At 47.4% G+C, this 22,283-nt stretch carries 15 protein-coding genes; 9 read left to right on the plus strand and 6 right to left on the minus strand.

Annotated elements, in window-relative coordinates; all coding sequences use genetic code 11:
* The first annotated feature begins 34 nt into the window (after positions 1–34).
* Entirely contained in the window at positions 35–280 is a 246-nt protein-coding gene (locus MJ770_RS00355) for a BolA family protein (RefSeq protein ID WP_239249269.1), read from the plus strand.
* Positions 281–313: 33 nt separating this feature from the next.
* A complete protein-coding gene (locus MJ770_RS00360; RefSeq protein WP_239249271.1) occupies positions 314–1,099 on the plus strand; it encodes a peptidylprolyl isomerase in 786 nt (261 codons plus the stop codon).
* A 68-nt stretch (positions 1,100–1,167) separates the two neighbouring features.
* On the opposite strand, the gene purL is transcribed toward MJ770_RS00360, so the two are convergent.
* Positions 1,168–5,130: a phosphoribosylformylglycinamidine synthase gene (gene purL / locus MJ770_RS00365; RefSeq protein WP_239249273.1), complete on the minus strand. Its 3,963-nt coding sequence runs from the start codon at positions 5,128–5,130 to the stop codon at positions 1,168–1,170.
* A gap of 79 nt (positions 5,131–5,209) precedes the next feature.
* Here purL and MJ770_RS00370 point away from each other — a divergent pair, with 79 nt between their 5' ends.
* Both MJ770_RS00370 and MJ770_RS00375 read left to right on the plus strand, forming a co-directional pair.
* On the plus strand, positions 5,210–6,076 hold the full coding sequence (locus MJ770_RS00370; protein ID WP_239249275.1) for an NAD(P)H-hydrate dehydratase: 867 nt from the start codon (positions 5,210–5,212) through the stop codon (positions 6,074–6,076).
* A 209-nt stretch (positions 6,077–6,285) separates the two neighbouring features.
* Entirely contained in the window at positions 6,286–7,041 is a 756-nt protein-coding gene (locus MJ770_RS00375) for a fused MFS/spermidine synthase (RefSeq protein ID WP_239249277.1), read from the plus strand.
* 120 nt (positions 7,042–7,161) lie between these two features.
* On the opposite strand, the gene ppsA is transcribed toward MJ770_RS00375, so the two are convergent.
* The 3 genes from ppsA to MJ770_RS00390 form a co-directional block, all read right to left on the minus strand.
* Positions 7,162–9,546, minus strand: coding sequence for a phosphoenolpyruvate synthase (gene ppsA / locus MJ770_RS00380; protein WP_239249279.1), 2,385 nt, complete (start codon positions 9,544–9,546; stop codon positions 7,162–7,164).
* 362 nt (positions 9,547–9,908) lie between these two features.
* Positions 9,909–10,247, minus strand: a complete 339-nt coding sequence (locus tag MJ770_RS00385) for a hypothetical protein (protein WP_239249281.1) — start codon at positions 10,245–10,247, stop codon at positions 9,909–9,911.
* Positions 10,248–10,894: 647 nt separating this feature from the next.
* On the minus strand, positions 10,895–11,608 hold the full coding sequence (locus MJ770_RS00390; protein WP_239249283.1) for a DUF6969 family protein: 714 nt from the start codon (positions 11,606–11,608) through the stop codon (positions 10,895–10,897).
* A gap of 877 nt (positions 11,609–12,485) precedes the next feature.
* Between MJ770_RS00390 and MJ770_RS00395 the strand changes: the two genes are divergently transcribed.
* The 5 genes from MJ770_RS00395 (at position 12,486) to fumC (ending at position 20,370) form a co-directional block, all read left to right on the plus strand.
* A complete protein-coding gene (locus MJ770_RS00395) occupies positions 12,486–13,679 on the plus strand; it encodes a mechanosensitive ion channel (protein ID WP_239249285.1) in 1,194 nt (397 codons plus the stop codon).
* Positions 13,680–14,235: 556 nt separating this feature from the next.
* Entirely contained in the window at positions 14,236–16,077 is a 1,842-nt protein-coding gene (gene recQ, locus MJ770_RS00400; protein ID WP_239249287.1) for a DNA helicase RecQ, read from the plus strand.
* Positions 16,078–16,326: 249 nt separating this feature from the next.
* Positions 16,327–17,907 (plus strand): L-aspartate oxidase, encoded by a 1,581-nt coding sequence (gene nadB / locus MJ770_RS00405; protein WP_239249289.1) that lies wholly within the window; start codon positions 16,327–16,329, stop codon positions 17,905–17,907.
* 282 nt (positions 17,908–18,189) lie between these two features.
* Positions 18,190–18,975: a class I SAM-dependent methyltransferase gene (locus tag MJ770_RS00410; RefSeq protein WP_239249291.1), complete on the plus strand. Its 786-nt coding sequence runs from the start codon at positions 18,190–18,192 to the stop codon at positions 18,973–18,975.
* Positions 18,976–18,987: 12 nt separating this feature from the next.
* A complete protein-coding gene (fumC, locus tag MJ770_RS00415; protein ID WP_239249293.1) occupies positions 18,988–20,370 on the plus strand; it encodes a class II fumarate hydratase in 1,383 nt (460 codons plus the stop codon).
* 286 nt (positions 20,371–20,656) lie between these two features.
* On the opposite strand, the gene MJ770_RS00420 is transcribed toward fumC, so the two are convergent.
* Both MJ770_RS00420 and MJ770_RS00425 read right to left on the minus strand, forming a co-directional pair.
* Positions 20,657–21,244: a peptide deformylase gene (locus MJ770_RS00420; RefSeq protein WP_239249295.1), complete on the minus strand. Its 588-nt coding sequence runs from the start codon at positions 21,242–21,244 to the stop codon at positions 20,657–20,659.
* On the minus strand, positions 21,234–21,980 hold the full coding sequence (locus MJ770_RS00425; protein WP_239249296.1) for an S-methyl-5'-thioinosine phosphorylase: 747 nt from the start codon (positions 21,978–21,980) through the stop codon (positions 21,234–21,236). The genes MJ770_RS00420 and MJ770_RS00425 overlap by 11 nt, the downstream gene beginning before the upstream one ends.
* Positions 21,981–22,283: the final 303 nt, after the last annotated feature.

The following is a 22,283-nucleotide window of genomic DNA, read 5'->3' on the forward strand; positions in this document are numbered from 1 at the left end:
CGCAACTGATCGCTCTAATACCCGCATAGAGCAGATGAATACCCTCCTTGCGGCGCTTCAACCCGCAAAAATAGAGATTATCAATGATAGTCATAAGCATGCAGGACATGTTGGGGCACGTGGCGGGGGTGAGCATTATCGCCTTCTGATTGTGTCTACACAGTTTGCTAGCAAGCCTACTTTGGCACGGCACCGTATGGTATATTCTGCGCTGGGAGACATGATGAAGCACGATATTCATGCCCTAGCCATCGCTGCCTATACACCTGAAGAAATATAATTTTCAATTTAACTTTCAACGAGGACAGAACTAATGCTGAAATTATCAAAAATTGCCACTATCACTCTGTTTTCTGCGCTTGCAGTGAACCAGGCATATGCGCAACATAAACCCGTTGCCGTAGTGAATGGCACCGCCATCTCTCAAGCAGCCGTGGATATGCATATCAAGGCTGCCGCTTCAAAAGGCACAGAGGACTCTCCGGAATTGCGTCTCGCCATTAAGGAGGAAATGATCAACCGTGAAATAATGGCACAAGAAGCGGTAAAACAGGGTTTAGATAAGCAACCCGAAACCATTGAGCAATTTGAGCTAGCCAAACAGACTGTTCTCGTGAATTCATTTTTACAGAACTACCTTAAAAATCATCCAATCAGCGAAGATGCAATTAAACAAGAATTTGAAAATATTAAAAAAACGACAGGAGGCAAGGAATACAACACAAGTCACATTTTGGTAAAAACTGAAAGTGAAGCGAAATCAATAGCCGCCCAACTAAAAAAGAAAGCAAAATTTGAAGATCTGGCAAAAAAACACTCCTTGGATCAGGGTTCTAATGCCAATGGTGGCGCTCTGGGCTGGGCTCTGCCAGGCAATTTCACACCAGCATTTGCTGACGCGCTGGTAAATCTTAAAAAAAATGGGGTGAGTGCACCGGTGCAATCAGAGGCTGGCTGGCATCTTATCAAACAGGATGGCGTACGTGATTTCAAGTTCCCTGATTATCGGGATGTAAAAGGAAACATCATGCGACGTCTGCAACAACAATCCATACTCGATGCTGTCAGTGACATGCGCGCTAAAGCAAAGATTGAATAATCATACTTAAACAATAATAAAAGGCGACCATTGGTCGCCTTTTATTTTACATGTGCTTTTATAAAATATTAATTTACCCACTTGCGCGCATTTTGGAACATTTTTAACCATGCTCCATTTTCCTTCCATTCTGCTGGATGCCAAGAGTGCTGTAACACCCTGAACAACCGTTCCGGGTGCGGCATCATAATGCTGAATCGTCCATCAGCCGACGTCAGCCCAGTAACACCCTGTGGCGAACCATTTGGGTTAAGCGGATAGATATCTGTCGGCTGGCCGTAGTTGTCCACATAACGAAGCGTGACCAACGGCTGCGCCGCCTTCAAGCGTATGTCGTTACCGAAGTGAGCATATCCTTCGCCGTGAGCCACCACGATGGGCATACGGCTACCTGCCATGCCATCAAATAAAATAGAGGGTGAGTTTTGCACTTCCACCATCACGAAACGTGCCTCAAACTGCTCTGACAAATTACGCGCAAAATGTGCCCAATGTTCTGCCCCAGGAATTATTTCGTGCAAATTGCTCATCATCTGGCAGCCATTACACACACCCAGAGCAAAAGTATCATCGCGTTTGAAAAAGGCTTCAAACTCATCGCGTGCACGCGGGTTAAACAAGATTGACTTTGCCCAGCCAGCACCCGCCCCTAGTACATCGCCATAAGAAAACCCGCCACATGCCGCCACCCCTTTGAAATCCGCCAATTTCACGCGGCCAGCGAGGATGTCGCTCATATGCACGTCTACCGCAGCAAAACCAGCGCGGTCAAATGCTGCTGCCATTTCAACATGGCCATTTACACCCTGTTCACGCAAAATTGCGATCGCAGGACGTAATTTTAATAGTGCGGGTGCGGTAATATTTTCGTTAAGATCATAAGTGAGTTTTACTTGCAGGCCGGGATCCTCCGCATCCAGGATGCGGTCATATTCCTGCTGAGCGCAAGCCGGGTTATCTCGTAGTTTCTGCATCTGGTACGTCGTTTCCGACCAAATACGCCTCAAATTTACACTAGTATCGCTGAACAATATTTTATCTTGCTGCACTATATCTATAGTGCCACTCTTGTTGAGCGTAGCAACTGTGTGTACCGCTGCAAGGCCAGCGCTATGGAACTTACCCAGCACATGCTGCAAATCGCGGCAATTTACCTGCACCACCGCACCCAGCTCTTCGTTGAACAATGTACTTAGGACGTCTCCCTGCAATTCATCAAGATTTACGGTCAGTCCAACATGGGTTGCAAACGCCATTTCGCAAAGCGTGGCAAACAATCCTCCGTCCGAACGGTCGTGGTAAGCCAACAACTTGCCTTCTCCATTCAGGCGCTGAATAACGTCAAAAAATATTTTTAGTTTGCTCGCATCATCCAAGTCAGGCACAACATTACCCACCTGTTTATAGACTTGTGCCAGCGCCGAGCCGCCCATACGGTTTCTGCCCTCGCCCAGATCAATCAGTAGCAATACAGTGTCAGAATTGGCTGCCAATTGCGGCGTCATCGTCAAACGCGCATCCATACACGGCGCGAATGTTGTCACGATCAGCGACAATGGGGCTGTTACCGCCTTCTTCTCGGCACCTTCCTGCCATGCTGTACGCATGGACATGGAATCCTTACCTACTGGAATGCTAATGCCAAGTTGCGGGCACAGTTCCATGCCCACCGCACGTACGGTGTCAAACAGCGCTGCATCTTCGCCGTGATGACCAGCAGCTGCCATCCAGTTGGCCGATAGCTTAATGTCGCCGATATTTTCGATGCGTGCCGCAACAATGTTGGTAATTGCCTCACCCACAGCCATACGCCCGGAGGCCGGTGCATTTAACACCGCCAGCGGTGTACGCTCACCCAAGGCAAAAGCCTCACCCAGTACAGTATTGAAGCCCATCAGTGTAACTGCCACATCCGCGACCGGAACTTGCCACGGCCCCACCATCTGGTCGCGTGCCGTCAAACCACCCACAGTGCGGTCACCAATGCTGATTAGGAAAGTTTTGTCTGCTACGGAGGGTAAGCGCAACGTGCGCTCAATTGCATCTTTAAGGTTTACATTGCCTACATCAAATGCAGGACAATTCACAACCTCTCGCTTTACATTACGCGTCATTTTAGGTGGCTTGCCCAGCAGTACCGACAAAGGCATATCCACCGCATTATTTTTAAATAATTCGTCATGCACGATCAATTGGTCATCGGCAATTGCATGCCCCAATACTGCGAAGGGACAGCGTTCACGCTCACACAAGGCTTTAAACTCGTCCAAACGGACTGGATCTATCGCCAGCACATAGCGTTCCTGCGCTTCGTTGCTCCAAATCTGCATCGGTGACATCCCACGCTCTTCAGAAGGGACAGCACGCAATTCAAAACGAGCTCCGCGTCCACCACCATGCACTAGTTCCGGTAATGCATTGGAGATGCCACCCGCACCAACATCATGTATGGACAAGATGATATTGTTCTCGCTCATCTGCCAGCAACGGTCAATCACCTCCTGCGCACGACGTTGCATCTCTGGATTACCGCGCTGCACCGAAGCAAAATCCAAATTCTCCGCATTGGTACCCGTATCCATGCTGGATGCCGCACCGCCGCCCAGACCGATCAACATCCCTGCCCCACCCAGTTGGATCAGAAGCGCGCCCACAGGTAAGGCATGTTTGTGTGTGTGTTGCGCAGCGATACTACCCACCCCACCCGCCAGCATAATGGGCTTGTGGTAACCACGTACCTCATCATTCACGGTCTCTTCAAAGGTGCGAAAATAACCGGCCAGATTGGGGCGGCCAAACTCATTATTGAACGCTGCACCACCAATAGGTCCTTCCAGCATGATCTGCAAGGCGGAAGCAATGCGTGACGGCTTGCCATAAATCGGAACGGATCCATCTCCACTTGGAAGGGAGTTAGCAAGAGCGCTATCGTAAATTTCCCACGGCTGTTCAAAGCCAGGAATATTCAAATTGGACACAGAGAACCCCGTTAGCCCTGCCTTAGGTTTGGAACCGGAACCGGTTGCACCTTCATCGCGTATCTCACCACCCGCCCCGGTAGCTGCACCAGCAAAGGGCGAGATAGCCGTGGGATGGTTATGCGTTTCCACTTTCATCAGCGTGTGCGTCAGCTCATCGTTGTACGCATAGCCGCCATCGGCGCGCGGGTAAAAGCGCTCAATGCGCGCACCTTCTATCACCGAGGAATTATCAGAATACGCAACCACTGTACCTTGAGGATGAAGCTTATGGGTATTACGGATCATGCCGAACAGCGAGATTGCCTGCTGCTCATCGTCTATCACCCAATCCGCATTGAAAATTTTGTGACGGCAATGTTCGGAATTCGCCTGAGCAAACATCATTAACTCTACATCGGTAGGATTACGACCTATTCGATGGAAACTTTCCACCAAATAATCAATCTCATCGCTGGACAATGCCAGTCCCATCTCGATATTTGCCGCAGCTAGCGCTGCATTGCCGCCGTGCAGTATGTCCACAATAGAAAGCGGCAGTGGCTCATCCTGACGGAAAATCTTTTCTGCCACATCATTGAAGCCTGTTTTGAGACTAACCACAGGATCAAACACGGATTCTGTCATGCGGTCATGCAGTAGTGGCAACAACGCTTTCAGTTCTACTGGCGTCAGCGCTTTGTCATCCTTAATTTTGACGGAGTACACAACGCCGCGCTCAATGCGCTCAACCATTTGCAGACCGCAATGCTGCACAATATCCGTGGCCTTTGAAGACCAAGGCGAGATAGTACCTAAGCGCGGCACAACTAGCAGATATTGCAATCCACCCTCACCACTAAGCCCGCCCTCCCCCTGTATCGCATCCTCCACGTCGAGCAACTTATCCAGCAAGTTGGCTTCAGCGCTTGATAAATCTGCATTGAGCGCCACAAAATACCTATGGCATACATCTACTATATGTATATTCGATAAGGCGTTGCTGATGACTGCGCGCAACTTATCTAGACGGAAAGGAGATAGTGAGGACTTGCCGAGGGACACACGGAACATAAACAGATTTTCAGGGGCTGTTAAAACAGCTTGCCATTATACTATGCGACCTCATTTCCACCCGAAGGAAAATACATTCATGCCAGCCGCTGCACCGCGCATTCCCACCATTACACAAAAACAAGTCGCCGCATTTCTCGCCCCTCGCCCGCGTGACAGCCACAAGGGAAACTTTGGCACAGCAGCCGTCATAGGAGGGGCCAGTGGCATGGTAGGCGCACCGCTGCTAGCTGCGCGTGCGGCGCTCAAACTGGGGGCTGGCTGCCTACACGTAGGGATACTGGCGGACAACGCACTGAGTGCAGATGTATTGCAACCCGAGTTAATGCTGCATAGCGCACAAACCGCATTGCGCCTACCCAAGCTGGATGTGCTAGCCATCGGCTGCGGCATGGGGCACGACGAAACTGCTCAGAAAATTTTGCACGATGCGCTCCAGCTGGAAACCGTACTGGTACTTGATGCTGACGCACTTAACATTCTTGCCCTCCACCCAGATATGCGCACTGTATTGGTTTCTCGCCAGAGTGCCAACGTGCTTACTCCGCATCCTGGCGAAGCTGCACGCCTGCTCGACTGCACCATTGAAAAAGTGCAGTCCGCTCGCTCCGAAGCCGCACAGGAACTGGCCAAACGCTTTGGCAGTGCCGTGGTACTGAAGGGTGTTAATAGCCTGTGCGTCACGCGCAAAGGCAAAATGTATGTAAACAACACCGGCAATCCCGGCATGAGTAGCCCCGGCATGGGCGATGTGTTAACTGGCATTATTACCGCCTTTATCGCCCAAGGGTTAGATGTGGATCAAGCCTTATTGCTGGCAGTGCATCTGCATGGCGCAGCAGGTGATGCAATGGCAAAACAGAAAGTCACAATCGGCATGACAGCCACTGAAGTGACAGAATGGGCGCGCTGGCTGTTAAACCAATGGATTATACAAAGCAAATAACTTCATGGCACCTCTCAAAACCCAATTTCCATCACAATGCCGCGTTACCCGAAAAAATTATCACCTACATATCAAATATATGCTGCGTTCAATTTTTTACTCGCGTCTTGTCTTGCCTAGAACATTGAATTTTTAGAGGCGCCCTTCATTACAAATACCTGCTTTCAAGCACAACAGCAAAAAAACACACACAAATTTCGGTAAAAATTATGAGTCTCTCAATTGACATTCGCGAGGAGTCTGGCGTTCGCACTCTGCACTTTGGTTCTGAGTGGATTCAAGGTGCAATGCGCATCGCGCGTCCATGGAACCTGGAGCTCGATTACACCAAAGAGATGATGGCGTCTTTACTTTTACGAGAGGAAACCCAATTTCCCCGCAAGGTATTATTGATTGGACTCGGTGCTGCCTCACTAGTCAAATTTCTTTATCGCAACCAACCACTGGCCAAACTCACTGTAGTAGAAATCGAACCCGCAGTAATCGCTGCCGCCCGACAATTTTTCAAGCTGCCGGAAGACCCTAAGCGATTGAAAATAGTGATTGCTGATGGCGTCGAATTTATTGCCAACTGCGACCAGACCTATGACCTGATACTGGTAGATGGATTTGATGCCAATGCCCGCGCTGGTGCGCTCGAGACCTTGCCGTTCTATCAAATTGCACGCGCCCATCTGAGTAAAAATGGCATCATGGCCGTCAATCTTTTAAGTCACAGCCGTGGCTTCAAGGACAGTGTCGAACGCATTCGCAGTGCTTTCGATGGCCGCGTCTTGGCTTTTCCTTCCTGCGACAGTGGCAACGCCATTGCCTTTGCCGCAGCGGGCGAGCCAATCTGCGTTTCGATGGATGACTTGAAGGATCAGGCGCTAATATTAAAAAAAGAAATTGGCCTCAACCTGCTGCCAACCCTGACGCGATTGGAGCAAGCAAAGACCTGTAAAGGCGGAGTGCTTGAGATATAACCTTGTTCGTTGTTAAACGCGCTTGCTTACCAAAACAAAATAGCGCTCAGGTACACCAGCGTATTTTTATGCAAGTCAATTTAACGCAGGACTACCGCAATCATGAAATAAGATGGTTTATTATTTTTTGGCGGCCTGCTCTGCCAGATATAGCCATGTTTCTACAATGGTATCCGGATTCAACGAAACGGCCTCAACACCCTGCTCTACGAGCCACTGCGCAAAATCCGGATGGTCGGACGGACCCTGCCCACAAATACCGATGTATTTATTGGCCTTGCGGCAAGCCTGAATCGCCATGCTGAGCAACACTTTAACTGCCGGATTGCGCTCATCAAATGCCCCTGCTACTAGTCCAGAGTCACGGTCTATGCCAAGAGTAAGCTGGGTAAGATCGTTTGAACCAATGGAAAAACCATCGAAGTACTCCAGGAACTGTTCGGCCAGCAACGCGTTTGAAGGAATCTCGCACATCATTATCACGCGCAGGCCGTTCTCGCCTCGACGCAAACCATTTTCAGCCAGCTCTTTTATCACTAGCCTAGCTTCATCCAGTGTGCGTACGAACGGAATCATCACTTCTATATTGGTCAGCCCGATTTCATCGCGTACCCGGTGTATGGCACGGCACTCCAGCGCAAAACAATCGCGAAAGCTGTCTAATATGTAACGTGAAGCGCCACGTAAACCGATCATCGGATTTTCTTCACTTGGCTCGTATTGAGAACCGCCGAGCAAGCTGGAATATTCGTTGGATTTGAAATCTGAAAAGCGAACAATCACCGGTTTAGGTGCAAAGGCCGCACCCAGCATGGCTATGCCTTCGGTCAACTTCTCAACATAAAAATCTTCCGGCGTGGCATAACCTGCGGTCTTTGCCTCCACCTGCGCTTTTAAGTCCGCTGATAAATTGGGATAATCGAGCACCACCTTGGGATGTATGCCTATCATCCGTGCGATGATAAATTCCAACCGCGCCAGCCCCACGCCAGCATTGGGCAGACGGCTGGACTCAAACGCCAGCTCCGGGTTCGCTACATTCAGACTAATTTTAATTGGCGGGGTCGGCATTTCATCCAATGCCAAATCTGACACCTCGATATCGAGAATGCCCTGATACACTTTTCCAATATCTCCCTCGGCACAAGAAACTGTCACCTCATCACCATGTTTAAGAATTTGCGTTGCATCGCCGCATCCCACTACCGCCGGAACACCTAGTTCGCGCGCCACAATGGCCGCATGACAAGTGCGCCCGCCTCGATTGGTAACAATCGCAGACGCGCGCTTCATTACCGGTTCCCAATCAGGATCGGTCATATCCGTCACCAGCACATCGCCCAGCTGCACCTGATCCATTTTGCTGGCATCCGCCACTAAGCATACTGAACCGCTGCCTATACGTTTTCCGACAGCACGTCCACTGGCCAATATTTGGGACTGTTGCTTTAATTGATAACGCCTCAGCTTTCCTTGGGCTTCGTGCGACTGCACTGTCTCTGGCCGTGCCTGTAATATATAAAGTTTGCCATCCAACCCATCCTTGCCCCACTCGATATCCATCGCGCGACCATAATGTTGCTCAATGATCGACCCGTAACGCGCCAGCTCTTCCACCTCTGCATCGGTAACCGAGAAGCGCTGACTCTCTGCCAGCGGCACCTCTACTGTGAGAACAGAACGTCCTGTTTCATGTCCGGCGCCGAATATCATTTTAATCGCCTTGCCACCAAGATTACGGCTGATTACTGCAGATCTACCTTGCTTTAAAGCAGGCTTGTACACATAAAATTCGTCCGGGTTGACTGTGCCTTGGACTACCGTCTCGCCCAGGCCATATGCGGAAGTAATGAGTACCGCCTGCTCAAAACCAGACTCAGTATCCAGCGTAAACATAACGCCACTTGCACCTAAATCGCTACGCACCATGCGCTGCACGCCTGCCGACAACGCCACATCCTGATCTTTAAATCCCTGATGGACGCGATAGGCAATAGCACGATCGTTATACAGCGAGGCAAACACCTGCTTAATGGCTGACAAGACATGATCCACACCATTAATATTGAGGAAAGTTTCTTGCTGCCCGGCAAACGAAGCATCCGGCAAATCTTCCGCCGTGGCAGAGGATCTAATGGCCCAGGAAATATCAACACCCGCCTCGGCCTGCATCTTTTCATATGCGTTACGAACTTCACTTTCCAGACGCGGCAGCATTGGAGTGTCCATTATCCACTGGCGAATCTGACTACCGGCCTCAGCTAGTGCGGTCACATCAGTCACAGCGAGATCGTCGAGTACTGCGCGAATGCGTTTATCTAAATCGCTCTGCGCAAGGAATTCACGATATGCTGCAGCCGTAGTAGCAAAGCCACGCGGCACACGCACACCAAGATGGGCAAGCTGGCTGATCATTTCTCCAAGCGACGCATTCTTGCCGCCCACCTTGGCCACATCACTCATACGCAATGTTTCAAGCCACACGACATACTGTTGCTGTTCCATATTTTTCTCCACTCAACAAATAGTAGAAACGGACATTGAACTCTCTCTGTGTAAATAACAAAAATCTCTGACCGCAAACACACCCTCAAGTCAGATTATTTCGAAGATACACATCTTTATATGCCGCCACGCTCAAAAAATTCAGCGTAAAGACTGCCTGAAATGGCAACAACCGTGGTGTATGGTCTTCTCAATGAACTGCTTTGATAATCGAATTCTTCCAGCCTGTTACAAAAAGCCAGCCATACAAATTTAGTAGCTACCCCTGAATTCAGCGGTCTACAATTCAGCGGTCTACCAGAGACCATCTAATGGTAATTATGGCAATTCTTGCTTCATAGATTCTTAATATTTTTTTCAGTTTATTTGAAAAAGCGGCCGACTAAACGCCCAACCACTCTGCCTGTTCCAATAGCTACTTTTGATGGCGGCCTGAAATCTGGGACCGGTGCGACAACCTCTTTTTCACGATTCTCGCGCTCGTGAATGATTTTCTGAGCTTCGGGAGAGTGAGCTGAAATGATCGTTGCCTGATCGCAGACTGAGCATACTTCATGCTGAGAACGATAACGCCAAATTGAATAAATGACACCCGGAATCAAAAAGCAAAACCAAAGGATGATCTCGGTATCAATACTGCCTTTGGATACTGTTTTCGTCTCACCTGTATAGCCGCATGACGTGCATAAACCTTGTGACATAATACTCTCCAGTATTTTCCAATCCGTGAATGAGTCTGAACGAAGGATTTTGAATCTGAGCAACTAAACTTTGTTCTGATTCGATCTTATTTGTAGGTAATTTTCATATTTCCTTGCTGATTTAATTACACAAACCTGCTTTTTTTGATTCAAATTGAATTAGCTTTATACAACATTACTCTTGGATTGATTAGTGCCCTGACGGCCTCATTGTCGCTCATCTTTATTGCTTGTGAATCCCGCTATTAGAATATCGCGTCAGCTTTGAAACAGTTACTGACGTTGGGTATTGATTTGAATTTTTTACAAGGCGTCTTGTATACCGTTGCAATATTACTTACTACTTTCTTTTCTCCTTCGTATCCATGATCGTTGCTGGAAAAAATTTTCACCGAATGGCTTCTGAATAATTGCAAACAGTCCAACATCTGCACCGCCATAAAATCATCATTCGCGAGATCCAAGTAGCCACAAACAGAAGTTCATAATAGGCCAAATTAATTCCTACTGCCTTTAAGTATCCAGCTCCCAAAAGTCTGCTCCTCGAAGGGACGATTTGCTAATTCCTTGTTACCAACAACTCAGGCCTACCTGTGTTTTTACAAGCAGAGTGCTCTGACTTATCACCCCTTCGTCACGGAAATAAATCAACCAAAACAAGTCATTTTGCGTCGCTCCCACTCTTTTTCCAGCACTTGGATATCGTGCATCCAGTCAATTTTCACTACACTCAATACTTCGTGTTGATGATCCTCTAGTGATTGACTTATTCCAATAGCCTTGGCGAGATTGGACAGTGTAGTGTCCCTTCGATGTAGGAGATTTTCTATGATAGGAACGTACATGCCAATGAAACCAGTGAGCCACTCGGCCGACACAGAGTGTTCGCCTTCAATTTGAAAACGGAAACGTTTAATTGTCGCCAAAATGGTGGAGGTACTAAGCCAATGGCCATTGGTTACCCAATGATTTACCGTAAATAAACCTACAGGCAGGCCACGACTATCCAGACTAATAGCAAAAAGATGGGATGGGGCTGTTCGTTTCCATGGCTTACCTTCTCTAACATAACGCCTATTCCCTGAAATAGTAGCGTGATAGAAAAGATGCAAATGGCCATGCTCAACCGTTGCATGCCGATGGGAGTGATAAAAAAACTGATAGCCATGACGACGATCCAATACATCCGGATCGGGATAGCGCTCATCTTCTCGGACTTCCTTGCCACAAATCCAATTTTGCAGTAGCGAACCATGTTTATGAGTGGCATCGCCCCAAGCATACACACTACACTGCGCACACTTATACACATGCGCAAATTCTGCATCTCCCATCGCACGCAACATTGATCGGTAACTCACATTAAACCCACCAAGCCTGCTCTAAAGAAAGTCTGTCCAATAAATACGAGTTATTCCGAAGGGGGTAACCCCCCTCTTGGGTATCAGTAATACTGATTTATTTTGGGCTATGCGTACGATAATAATTTACGTCGCCACCACTGCTCTTAGTGCCAGAATTGGAACCACATTTGGCGCCACATTTTGACTGACTTTTCGATGTCCCGCAGCCGCGACCACTGTGACACATCGTCGAGCATCCAGTGGATGCCAATGCAGCAGTTGTAATAACAGCACCAACAATTGATCGCTTAAGAAACTGAGACAAATTTGCCATGATAATTTTCCTGTAAAGATTAAATAAATTGCTATCGCATAAATCCGCTGAAAAACTCACAAACGACCTCTATGAGGAAGCAATATAGTTGATTGTTGCTCCCCTGAATATACTACACTTATTTGGCTCACTGACCAATACACAAGAACGCGTAATCGACACGCCGTTCTGACACCCTTAAAGCCATCGTCACCTTTCGTCTGAGAAGACGGGTTTGGCAAGCGATAGTGACGGACCGCCTGTAGCCTTCGTTAGGCTGTGCAAGCTGCAACAGGTTAAGTCGCTTGATCAGAACATCTTACAAAGGTATTACGTAAACGAATGGGGTAGACGATGTCTGTCAATTTATACTGAATCAAGTAATGTGACCCATTATCCTTTACTCGGTCGCGTGGATTTACTCAGCCCATGGAGATAAATATCGAAGATAAATTAGGGAGCTAAAACCGATCCATTTACCATACAAAACACGGAAAAGCAATAAAAAATCCATCTAAATATAAATTATAGATCGTTTTTTAAGTTACACTGGTGTTCCAACAAATCTGACAAGGGAGTCTGATGATGAATAATTTAACTGAATCCGTACAAGGTGTATTAGGGCCAGCTACTACTACTGCTTTGGGGAATGCCATAATTGGCTTAGTAATACTGGTTATCGGCCTAATGGTTGTGAAATTTCTGAGTAATGTTGCCTGCAAACTGTTGGGTAAGATTAAATTTTTATCGAAATATAATTTATTGGATATTAGCTGCTCATTAATTAGAGGTATTCTAACTATTTTTGTATTAATGGCAGTATTGCAACATTTTGGCTTAACAGATGTGCTGTCACCATTGAAGAACATGATTGACCAATTCCTGTCTGCAGTGCCACGTATTATTGGCGCGGGTGTTGTAGCTTATGCAGGTTGGATTATTGCAAAAATTGTCGCAGAACTAGTTGCTGTTCCATTGAAAAAGGTTGATCAACAAATTGCGGAAAAAACAGGAAGTGACAAGGTTGTAGTTTCTAAATTTGGCAGTGCTTTTATATTTGTTGTTGTTTTAGTGCCAATTATTGTAGCTGCATTAGGTATATTAAACATTCCTGCGATTTCTGTACCTGCGTCAGATATGTTAAATAAGCTAATGGCTGCTATACCTAACATCATTGGTGCCGGCATCATTTTATTGGTGACATACGTTGTAACTAAATTTGTTGTCTATCTGTTAACGAGTTTGTTGGATGGTATGCATCTTAATGATTTACCCGTCAAACTAGGTCTCACCAATTTATTTACTGAGAAATTCACACCTATCAAATTAATTGGTGGGGCAATTATGTTTTTCTCTATGCTTGCGGCTTCTACTGCAGCATTGAATACTTTAGGTATCGAGGTGCTTGCAGCTATATTTGCCAAAATACTAACGTTTGGTGGCGGCTTATTAGTTGGCGCGATAATTTTGATTGTTGGTAATTTTCTTAGTTCACTGGCATATCAAACATTATCCAAAAATAGTAATATTGTTTTAGCTAATATTGCTCGTTTTGCGATTTTGGGTTTGGTGTTGGCAATGGGACTCCAAGCGATGGGACTGGCAGACGACATTATTACGATGGCTTTTGGATTTACACTTGGTGGGGTTGCTATTGCAACAGCACTGGCTTTTGGTTTAGGTGGCAGAGATGCAGCAAAAAAACTAACGGATCTCTGGGCTGACAAAATTACCAAAAAAAAGGATCTAACGGTTGATAACATTACTAAAGAATAGTACTCAATTTTTTTAGCGATGGATTTAAACGGCTCTTTCGGGAGCCGTTTTTATTTGTGCACTTTTTAAGTTGGAAATTGGCAGGCATAAAATTAAAAGGAGGCGTCACTTATCCTGGCGGCCTGTACGACTTAAAAAATGGAACATAATAATGTCTACTATCACGCAATGAATCTTGGTAGAGGCCGAGTTCGCATAAACATATTCCGTTTTCCTCAATACATTGCAGCATTTCCACATGTTTTAATTAAGCCAGAATATTATATTGACGAATGAAATATAATACGTCTGTAAATTTATTATAAATCAAGTAACTTAACCCATTAATCATAATTTTAATTGATATACAGATGGCATGTTTTATTAACAGCAATACACATCCTTGCCACTCAAAAACGAGGATAACATTCAAAATTTTCGCGATTCTCTGAATAGAAAGTGTGGGTAGTCAACATTTCTATGACCTGCTTCGAAGATTGGGCAGCAAGTTCGGCTTGGCTGAACGTAAGAATATGCGCATGGGCAGAATAGCTTCGAGTGTGATACCTTTATTTTCATGTTAGCCCCTACCGCCCAACAAGTTCTCCATGATGTTTTCGGCTATTCGTCCTTTCGTGGTGAACAGCTATCTATAATTGAATATGTTGTTGCTGGCGGTGACGCGCTGGTATTAATGCCAACTGGGGGCGGCAAGTCGTTGTGCTATCAGCTTCCGGCATTGTTGCGGCGTGGGGTGGGCATAGTGGTGTCACCATTGATTGCGTTGATGCAAGACCAGGTGGACGCACTTAGCCAGCTTGGTGTGCGCGCAGCTTTTCTTAACTCCAGTCTGGATGCAAACACATCGCGCACCGTGTCTAGCCGCTTGTTGCGGGGTGATTTAGATCTCTTGTATGTGGCTCCAGAGCGGTTGCTGATGTCTGGTTTCTTGTCCATGCTGGAACAGGTGCAAGCCGAGCATGGCATGGCACTGTTTGCCATTGACGAAGCCCATTGCGTATCACAATGGGGCCATGATTTCCGTCCAGAGTACCGAGGCCTGACGGTATTGCATGAACGCTTTCCGGATGTGCCACGCATTGCACTAACGGCCACAGCGGATGCACCAACCCGAAGTGAGATCGTCGAACGGTTGGCACTTGAGAATGCGCGGCAATTTGTTTCAAGTTTCGACCGTCCCAACATCCGTTACCGGATAACGCTGAAAGCCAATGCCCGGCAGCAATTGCTGACCTTTCTGGAAACAGAGCATGCCAATGATGCTGGCATCGTATATTGCCTGTCTCGTAAAAAAGTAGATGAAACAGCAGCTTGGCTTAATGAGCGCGGTTGGAATGCATTACCCTACCATGCCGGACTTAGTGCGGTCGTGCGTAGCGAGAATCAACGCAGCTTCCTGCGCAAGGAAGGCGTCATAATAGTCGCCACTGTCGCTTTCGGCATGGGCATCGACAAGCCCAACGTGCGCTTTGTCGCTCACCTTGATTTGCCCAAAAGCATGGAAGGCTATTATCAGGAAACTGGTCGTGCCGGACGCGACGGTTTGCCCGCAGATGCATGGATGACTTACGGTTTGGGCGATGTTGTCTCAATGCGTCAGATGCTGGCGTCCGGCGAGGCGCCCGAGGATCGCAAACGGTTAGAGCTACATAAACTCGATGCACTACTGGGATTTTGCGAATCTACTGCTTGCCGCCACCAACTTATCGTGCGTTATTTTGGGGAAGAGCATCCAGGCAACTGTGCTCAGTGCGACAATTGCCTGGAGCCTATGGATACTTGGGACGCGACTCAAGCGGCGCGTATGGCATTGTCGTGTGTTTACCGCACTGGGCAGCGTTTCGGCGTTGGTTATTTGATTGACGTGCTACTAGGCAAGGTAACAGCACAGGTCGAAAAATTTCGCCACCAGCAACTTAGTACCTTTGGGATCGGCCAGTCGCTCTCGCAGATTCAATGGAGTAGTGTCTATCGCCAGTTAGTTGCTGCTGGTTTGCTCAATGTGGACATGGAAGCTTACGGCGGATTGCATCTGACCGAAGAAGCACGCCCAGTGTTACGCGGTGAGTCCGAAGTGTGGCTGCGTCGCGATGCAGAACCGGCTAAAAATAAAATCAGCAAAATTGAGCGCGGCGCAAGAATGCGCGAAGCTTTTGCTGGAGCAAATGAAGATCCGCTGTGGCTGGCGCTTAAAGCCAAACGTATGGAGCTCGCCCGTGTACAAGGCGTACCGCCCTATGTGATTTTTCACGACAGCACATTGCTGGAAATTCTCAAATATCGTCCTAGTAATCTCTCCGATTTAGGAAAAATTAGCGGGGTCGGCTTAGCCAAATTAGACCGCTATGGAAATGAATTTTTGAGTGTGATTACAGAAGAGGAAAATGACGTTAAATAGACCAAAAATTGAGTTCATTATTTCCGCAAGACAGCCGCGTGTTTCTATTGTTGTAATTTAACGAACTGACTGGAGCGTGGTATCTTCCATAGCGTTCAGAACTGTTCACGTCATTTAAGGAGTACGTCGCTATGCACAATCACAACCCGAAACCCTTCATCTGGATTGTGAAGGCGAATGATATTTTCCAGAATATCATTCGTACCCATCGTAAACTTGGCTCGAAGATAAGCGAAGCACAACATTAGCATGCTGCAATTTGATGTTTTAATTATAGGCAGCGGACTGTCAGGACTTTCATTGGCATTGAAACTTGCTGATCAGCGAAAAGTCGCCGTCATCACCAAGAAATCGCTATTGGAAGGCGCAAGCGTTTGGGCGCAAGGCGGAATCGCTGCCGTGTTGTCGCAAGAAGATTCTCTGGCCGAGCATATACAGGATACATTGACCGCCGGTGCTGGTCTCTGTGACCCTGCCACCACGCACTATGTTATTGAACACGCCAAGTCGGCAATTGACTGGCTAATTGCGCAAGGCGTGCCGTTCACACGTGATGCCAATACCGATATCGGCTATCACCTGACACGTGAAGGCGGCCACAGCCATCGACGTATCATTCACGCCGCCGATGCCACCGGCCATGCCGTACAGGAAACACTTGCTTCCAAAGTTCTGGCACATCCCAACATCACGCTGCTGGAGCATTACATTGCCATCGACCTGATTACTGGCAACAAACTCGGCCACACGAACAATCATTGTTATGGTGCTTACGCACTCAACAGTCTGAGCGATGAAGTCAGCACCATTGCTGCTCATGACACAATTTTAGCCACCGGAGGTGCTAGTAAGGTATATCTTTACACCACCAATCCAGATACCGTAACTGGCGACGGCGTTGCTATGGGTTGGCGTGCCGGTTGCCGGGTGGCCAACATGGAATTCATTCAATTTCATCCGACCTGCCTATATCACCCACACGCAAAGTCTTTCCTCATTTCCGAGGCAGTCCGTGGCGAGGGTGGCATCCTGAAACTGCCCGATGGCACACGATTCATGCCTACTCATGATGAGCGCGCCGAACTTGCGCCGCGAGACATCGTCGCTCGCGCCATTGATTTCGAAATGAAAAAGCGTGGTTTAGACTGCGTGTATCTCGATATCTCACATAAATCGGTAGAATTTCTGCAAACGCATTTCCCTACCATCTACGCGCGGTGTCTGTCGCTGGGTATTGATATCGCGCGCCAACCCATACCAGTAGTCCCGGCAGCACACTACACCTGCGGGGGCCTTGTTACTGACCTGCATGGGCGCACCGATCTAGCCAATCTTTATGCCGTAGGAGAAACCGCTCACACTGGCCTGCATGGAGCTAACCGCCTGGCCAGCAATTCTTTACTGGAGTGTATGGTGTTTGCCGATGCTGCCGCTCGCGACATACTTTCCACGCCACCAAGTCAGTTCATTCCATTGCCGCAATGGGATGAGAGCCAAGTGACCGATGCCGACGAAGAAATTATAATCTCGCACAATTGGGCGGAATTGCGCCAATTCATGTGGGACTATGTCGGAATAGTGCGGACCACCAAAAGGCTGCAACGCGCGCAACACCGCATCAAACTATTACATGAGGAAATCAACGAGTACTACGCCAATTTCCATGTCACAGCTGATTTGCTGGAATTACGCAATCTGGTATTAACGGCCGATCTCATCGTGCAAAGTGCATTATCTCGGCATGAAAGCCGTGGCTTACACTACAGCAAGGATTACCCCGATACGCTGCCGCTGGCCACACCGACCGTGCTCACTCCCCTTTTTAAGTGAACTTTTTATCGTACACCTCTTGCGTAATCAACCAGAGTCACGTTTCTTGGTGTGAGCCTCAACAACAACAATATAGTCAAATTTAACTATGAGCAAGTTAGCGCATTTTTGGCAATTATTTTTTATTTGTTTAGAATGCTGGCCTCACTTTGCATAAGGCATAATAAGTAAAACCAATGATAGTGTATGACATATTGGTAAGTATTGTACGAAGCAAACCTTATGCAAAATACAACGTTAATTATCAAGCAGGCACTAGTATTTAGTCTATAAGGAGACAACGTGGAAAAAACTGAAAAGGATGTTGCAAAAGACTATTGGGAAAGTCAGGCTAAAACTCATAAAGGCTCATATCAAGCATCTTGGAGCGATAATTTCATGATTGAACTTGAAATCGATGCCATAGGAGAGCACATTTCAAGTGGGGATCATATACTTGATGTGGGTTGTGCTAATGGATATTCCGCGTTCCAACAATTAGAGCGGCACAAAGATGTTGGCTCTATTACAGGGGTTGATTTTGCTGAAAACATGATTAAACAGGCCAATCTTCTGAAAAAAGCTCAGTGGGTTGGAGATGTTGTAAAGTTTGAAATTGGTGACATTAACGCTTTACAATTCCCTGATGATACTTTTGATTTAGCTTATGCCACACGAGTGGTTACCCTTATGGCTACTTGGGAAGAACAGCAAATTGCTATTAATGAATGCCTGAGGGTTGTTAAGCCAGGCGGGAAGGTGATTTTATCCGAGCCTTTTTTGGAACCGTTTACATTACTCAATGCAATGAGGCAACTTAAGGAAATGCCACCATTAATTGAACATGATTCAAATCGATTCTTTAAAAAGGCTGTATTAGAGGAATTTCTCACTCAAAAGGGTTTGACGTTTAAGGTAGATGAGTTTTCATCAATCTATTACCTGGGATCAAGATTTTTGAGAGAGTTGGTAACAGACCCTGCAGCATACCCTGGCTTCAACCCGATTAACCGCCTTTTTTATGATATCGAGAAAGATTTTTCGGGTGGTGGCTTCGGCATTCAGCAGGCTTATATAATTACTAAATAAAATCAATACTGCATGACTCACACTAGAATAGAGCACGATACATTTGGCCCCATAGAGGTTGCAGCAGATCGGCTTTGGGGCGCGCAAACGCAACGTTCGCTTAAACATTTCCATATTTCTTCCGAGCGTATGCCGGAGGAGATCATCCTTGCACTCGCTATGGTCAAGCGCGCTTGCGCGCTGGCCAATCGCGATTTAAATCTGTTAAGCGTTGCCAAGGCAAATGCTATTGTGCAGGCAGTGGATGAAATTCTGGTTGGCCAGCATACGCAAGAGTTTCCACTTTCTGTATGGCAGACGGGTTCTGGTACCCAGACCAATATGAATTTGAACGAGGTGCTCGCTAACCGAGCTTCGGAATTGCTTGGCGGAAAATGGGGCAAAGGTCGGCTGGTCCATCCTAATGATGATGTAAATCTCGGTCAATCATCTAATGACATTTTCCCCACTGCCATGCACGTGGCAGCTAGCCTCAGCATCATCCAATCCCTGCTTCCGTCGCTACGCAATCTACGTACGACATTGGAAGAAAAATCTCGCAACTTTGACAGCATCGTGAAGATTGGACGAACGCACTTGCAGGATGCAACTCCGCTAACGCTTGGACAGGAATTTTCTGCTTACGTGGCGCAGTTAGATTATGCAGAATCCATAATTAAAGCTTCCCTCCCCTCGCTTTGCGAACTTGCTGTCGGAGGGACTGCAGTTGGAACCGGACTTAACACACATGCTGAATTCGGGGAGCGTGTTGCTGCGGAACTCTCTCGCAGCACCAGCTTGCCGTTCAAAAGCGCTGCCAACAAGTTTGCCGCTCTGGCCGCTCATGATGCTTTGGTAGCCGCTCATGGCATGCTCAAAACACTCGCTGCCGCACTCATGAAAATTGCCAACGACATCCGTTGGATGGCTTCGGGACCACGTTCTGGTCTTGGGGAAATCAGTATTCCTGAGAACGAACCGGGCAGCTCGATTATGCCGGGTAAAGTTAATCCCACACAGTGCGAAGCACTTACCATGCTGTGTTGCCAAGTTTTTGGTAATGATGTTGCTATCAATATAGGTGGTGCTTCTGGCAATTTTGAACTTAATGTTTTTAAACCGCTTATCGCTCACAACTTTCAACAAAGCGTGCGTCTACTTACTGACGGAATGGCAAGCTTCGAGACACACTGCGTGTGCGGCATCCTGGCCAACGATGAGCGTATTGCAGAACTGCTGAAACGCTCATTAATGCTAGTGACCGCGTTGACCCCGCATATTGGCTACGATCGGGCTGCAGAAATCGCCAAGCAAGCACACCGGGATGGCGGCACGCTAAAACAGACGGCGTTAGCTCTAGGCTATGTTACGGAAGAAGAATTCGACAGCTGGGTGCAGCCAGCGAAGATGACTTGATGTATCTAAAATTACTTAATCGCACTGCTTAAAAATCGCTGGTTTAGAGACATTGTTTATGGGCACCAATAAAAATCTAATTTTGCATGCAGCCGCTTCGCGGCTTGTCTGCTTACCACGTTGCGTCACAATACTGCGTTACTCGAAATAATTTATAACTTGCATATTAACCATATTGCCGCGCTCAAATTTTGTACTCGCGCCTTGCATTGCATAGAAAATTGAATTTTTAGAGGCGTCCTTATCTAAGCTCTCTAACTCTTAAACTTCAAGTCTTCCTCTCTCCTTATTCGTCCGCCTGACGTTGATTAGAACGCAGCACATCGGTAAAACCAAACTGACTCAGGTCACGAATTCGCATGGGATACAAAATCCCGTCCAAATGGTCGCACTCATGTTGCACAACACGCGCATGAAAACCATTTACCACGCGATCTATCAAGGCGCCATATTCATCGCGTCCCTGGTAATGGATGGATTGAAAACGCGGTACCAGCCCGACTAGTCCCGGCACGCTCAAGCAGCCTTCCCATCCTTCCACCATATCCGGACTCAATGTTAATCCCACATGCGAATCTTCTACACTTAATGGATTACCTGATTTTGCTAGCGGAGTGATAATGGGATTGATCAATACCGTTTCTGGCACTGATTCAGCATCGGGATAGCGTGAATTGAGCTGCACACCGAAGATCACTACACGCAAATTCACACCTATCTGAGGTGCTGCTAGTCCCGCACCGTTCAGCGCCTGCATAGTGTCGCGCATGTCGAGCAATAAATCGTGCAATTCGGGCGTATCAAAATCGATCACTTCCTCCGCGTAACGCAACAGGCGCGCATCGCCCATACGTAGTACTTCTTTAATCGACATCAGAATCCACCACACATTCAAGGATGCTACGCACGCGCGCCATGGCAGGTTGTGCCACGGTACTGATGGTTTCCAAATGAACGCCATCGCGGCTGCTACCGCGCCCGGCAGCATGATTCACCACTACCGCTATAGCAGCGTAATTCAAACCAAGCTCTTTGGCCAAAGCGGCTTCAGGCATACCGGTCATGCCCACCATATCGGCACCGTCGCGCTCCAGACGGTTGATCTCTGCTGCTGTCTCCAGACGTGGCCCCTGTGTAGCGGCATATACTCCGCCATCCAGACAAGGGATGTCGGCACATCTGCCAGCATCCAGAATTTGTTGGCGTAGTTCCTGACTATAAGGCTGGGTAAAATCAATATGCGTTACCGAGCAATCACGCCCATCAAAGTAGGTAAACTCGCGTCCATGGGTGTAATCAATAATTTGATCTGGGAGCACAATAACACCGGGCAATAGATCTTCGCGGATTCCCCCAACTGCTGCGACAGAAATGACTCGTTGTGCCCCCTGTTCTTTTAACGCCCACAGATTGGCGCGATAATTTACCTCATGCGGCGGGATAGTATGGCCGTAGCCATGACGGGCAATAAACATCACCTCATGCTGGCGCAAGTGGCCAAATGTAATCGCTCCAGAAGGCTCGCCATATGGCGTGCGCATCACCTGTCTATGCGATATTTCCAGATTGGTCAGTTGCGTCAGCCCAGTGCCACCAATAATCGCTAACATTGTTTAATACCTTTTGAAAAATTTAGCAGCCTGTTGGACTTGACGAATCGTAGCGAAAATTTAGCTGATCATGGGAAAATTTTGCGAGCTTTCACCTTGCGGCGAAATACCTGCTTACCCCACTTAACGACTTTACTAGGCAATAGTTGTTCTATTGCCAAAAAATAGCGGCAGAATAGTCACCACTCAGCTTAATTTCCAGCGAGTCCCCTTTAATCCGATAAGCTGCTAGTACTTACTAATTCCCGTATTTGAAACTCAGAAAGTACAAATAAAAATATTTACACATATTAAATCTAATAA

This window comes from Candidatus Nitrotoga sp. M5 (assembly GCF_927904885.1).
Taxonomy (GTDB): domain Bacteria; phylum Pseudomonadota; class Gammaproteobacteria; order Burkholderiales; family Gallionellaceae; genus Nitrotoga.

Excerpts from the sequence above, each read along its gene's own strand:
- ppsA (WP_239249279.1), bottom strand. The coding sequence starts at position 9,546 with ATGGAACAGCAACAGTATGTCGTGTGGCTTGAAACATTGCGTATGAGT.
- MJ770_RS00425 (WP_239249296.1), bottom strand. The coding sequence starts at position 21,980 with ATGTTAGCGATTATTGGTGGCACTGGGCTGACGCAACTGACCAATCTG.
- MJ770_RS00355 (WP_239249269.1), top strand. The coding sequence starts at position 35 with ATGAATACCCTCCTTGCGGCGCTTCAACCCGCAAAAATAGAGATTATC.
- MJ770_RS00395 (WP_239249285.1), top strand. The coding sequence starts at position 12,486 with ATGATGAATAATTTAACTGAATCCGTACAAGGTGTATTAGGGCCAGCT.
- MJ770_RS00375 (WP_239249277.1), top strand. The coding sequence starts at position 6,286 with ATGAGTCTCTCAATTGACATTCGCGAGGAGTCTGGCGTTCGCACTCTG.
- fumC (WP_239249293.1), top strand. The coding sequence starts at position 18,988 with ATGACTCACACTAGAATAGAGCACGATACATTTGGCCCCATAGAGGTT.
- MJ770_RS00385 (WP_239249281.1), bottom strand. The coding sequence starts at position 10,247 with ATGTCACAAGGTTTATGCACGTCATGCGGCTATACAGGTGAGACGAAA.
- MJ770_RS00420 (WP_239249295.1), bottom strand. The coding sequence starts at position 21,244 with ATGTCGATTAAAGAAGTACTACGTATGGGCGATGCGCGCCTGTTGCGT.
- MJ770_RS00360 (WP_239249271.1), top strand. The coding sequence starts at position 314 with ATGCTGAAATTATCAAAAATTGCCACTATCACTCTGTTTTCTGCGCTT.
- purL (WP_239249273.1), bottom strand. The coding sequence starts at position 5,130 with ATGTTCCGTGTGTCCCTCGGCAAGTCCTCACTATCTCCTTTCCGTCTA.
- nadB (WP_239249289.1), top strand. The coding sequence starts at position 16,327 with ATGCTGCAATTTGATGTTTTAATTATAGGCAGCGGACTGTCAGGACTT.
- MJ770_RS00370 (WP_239249275.1), top strand. The coding sequence starts at position 5,210 with ATGCCAGCCGCTGCACCGCGCATTCCCACCATTACACAAAAACAAGTC.
- recQ (WP_239249287.1), top strand. The coding sequence starts at position 14,236 with ATGTTAGCCCCTACCGCCCAACAAGTTCTCCATGATGTTTTCGGCTAT.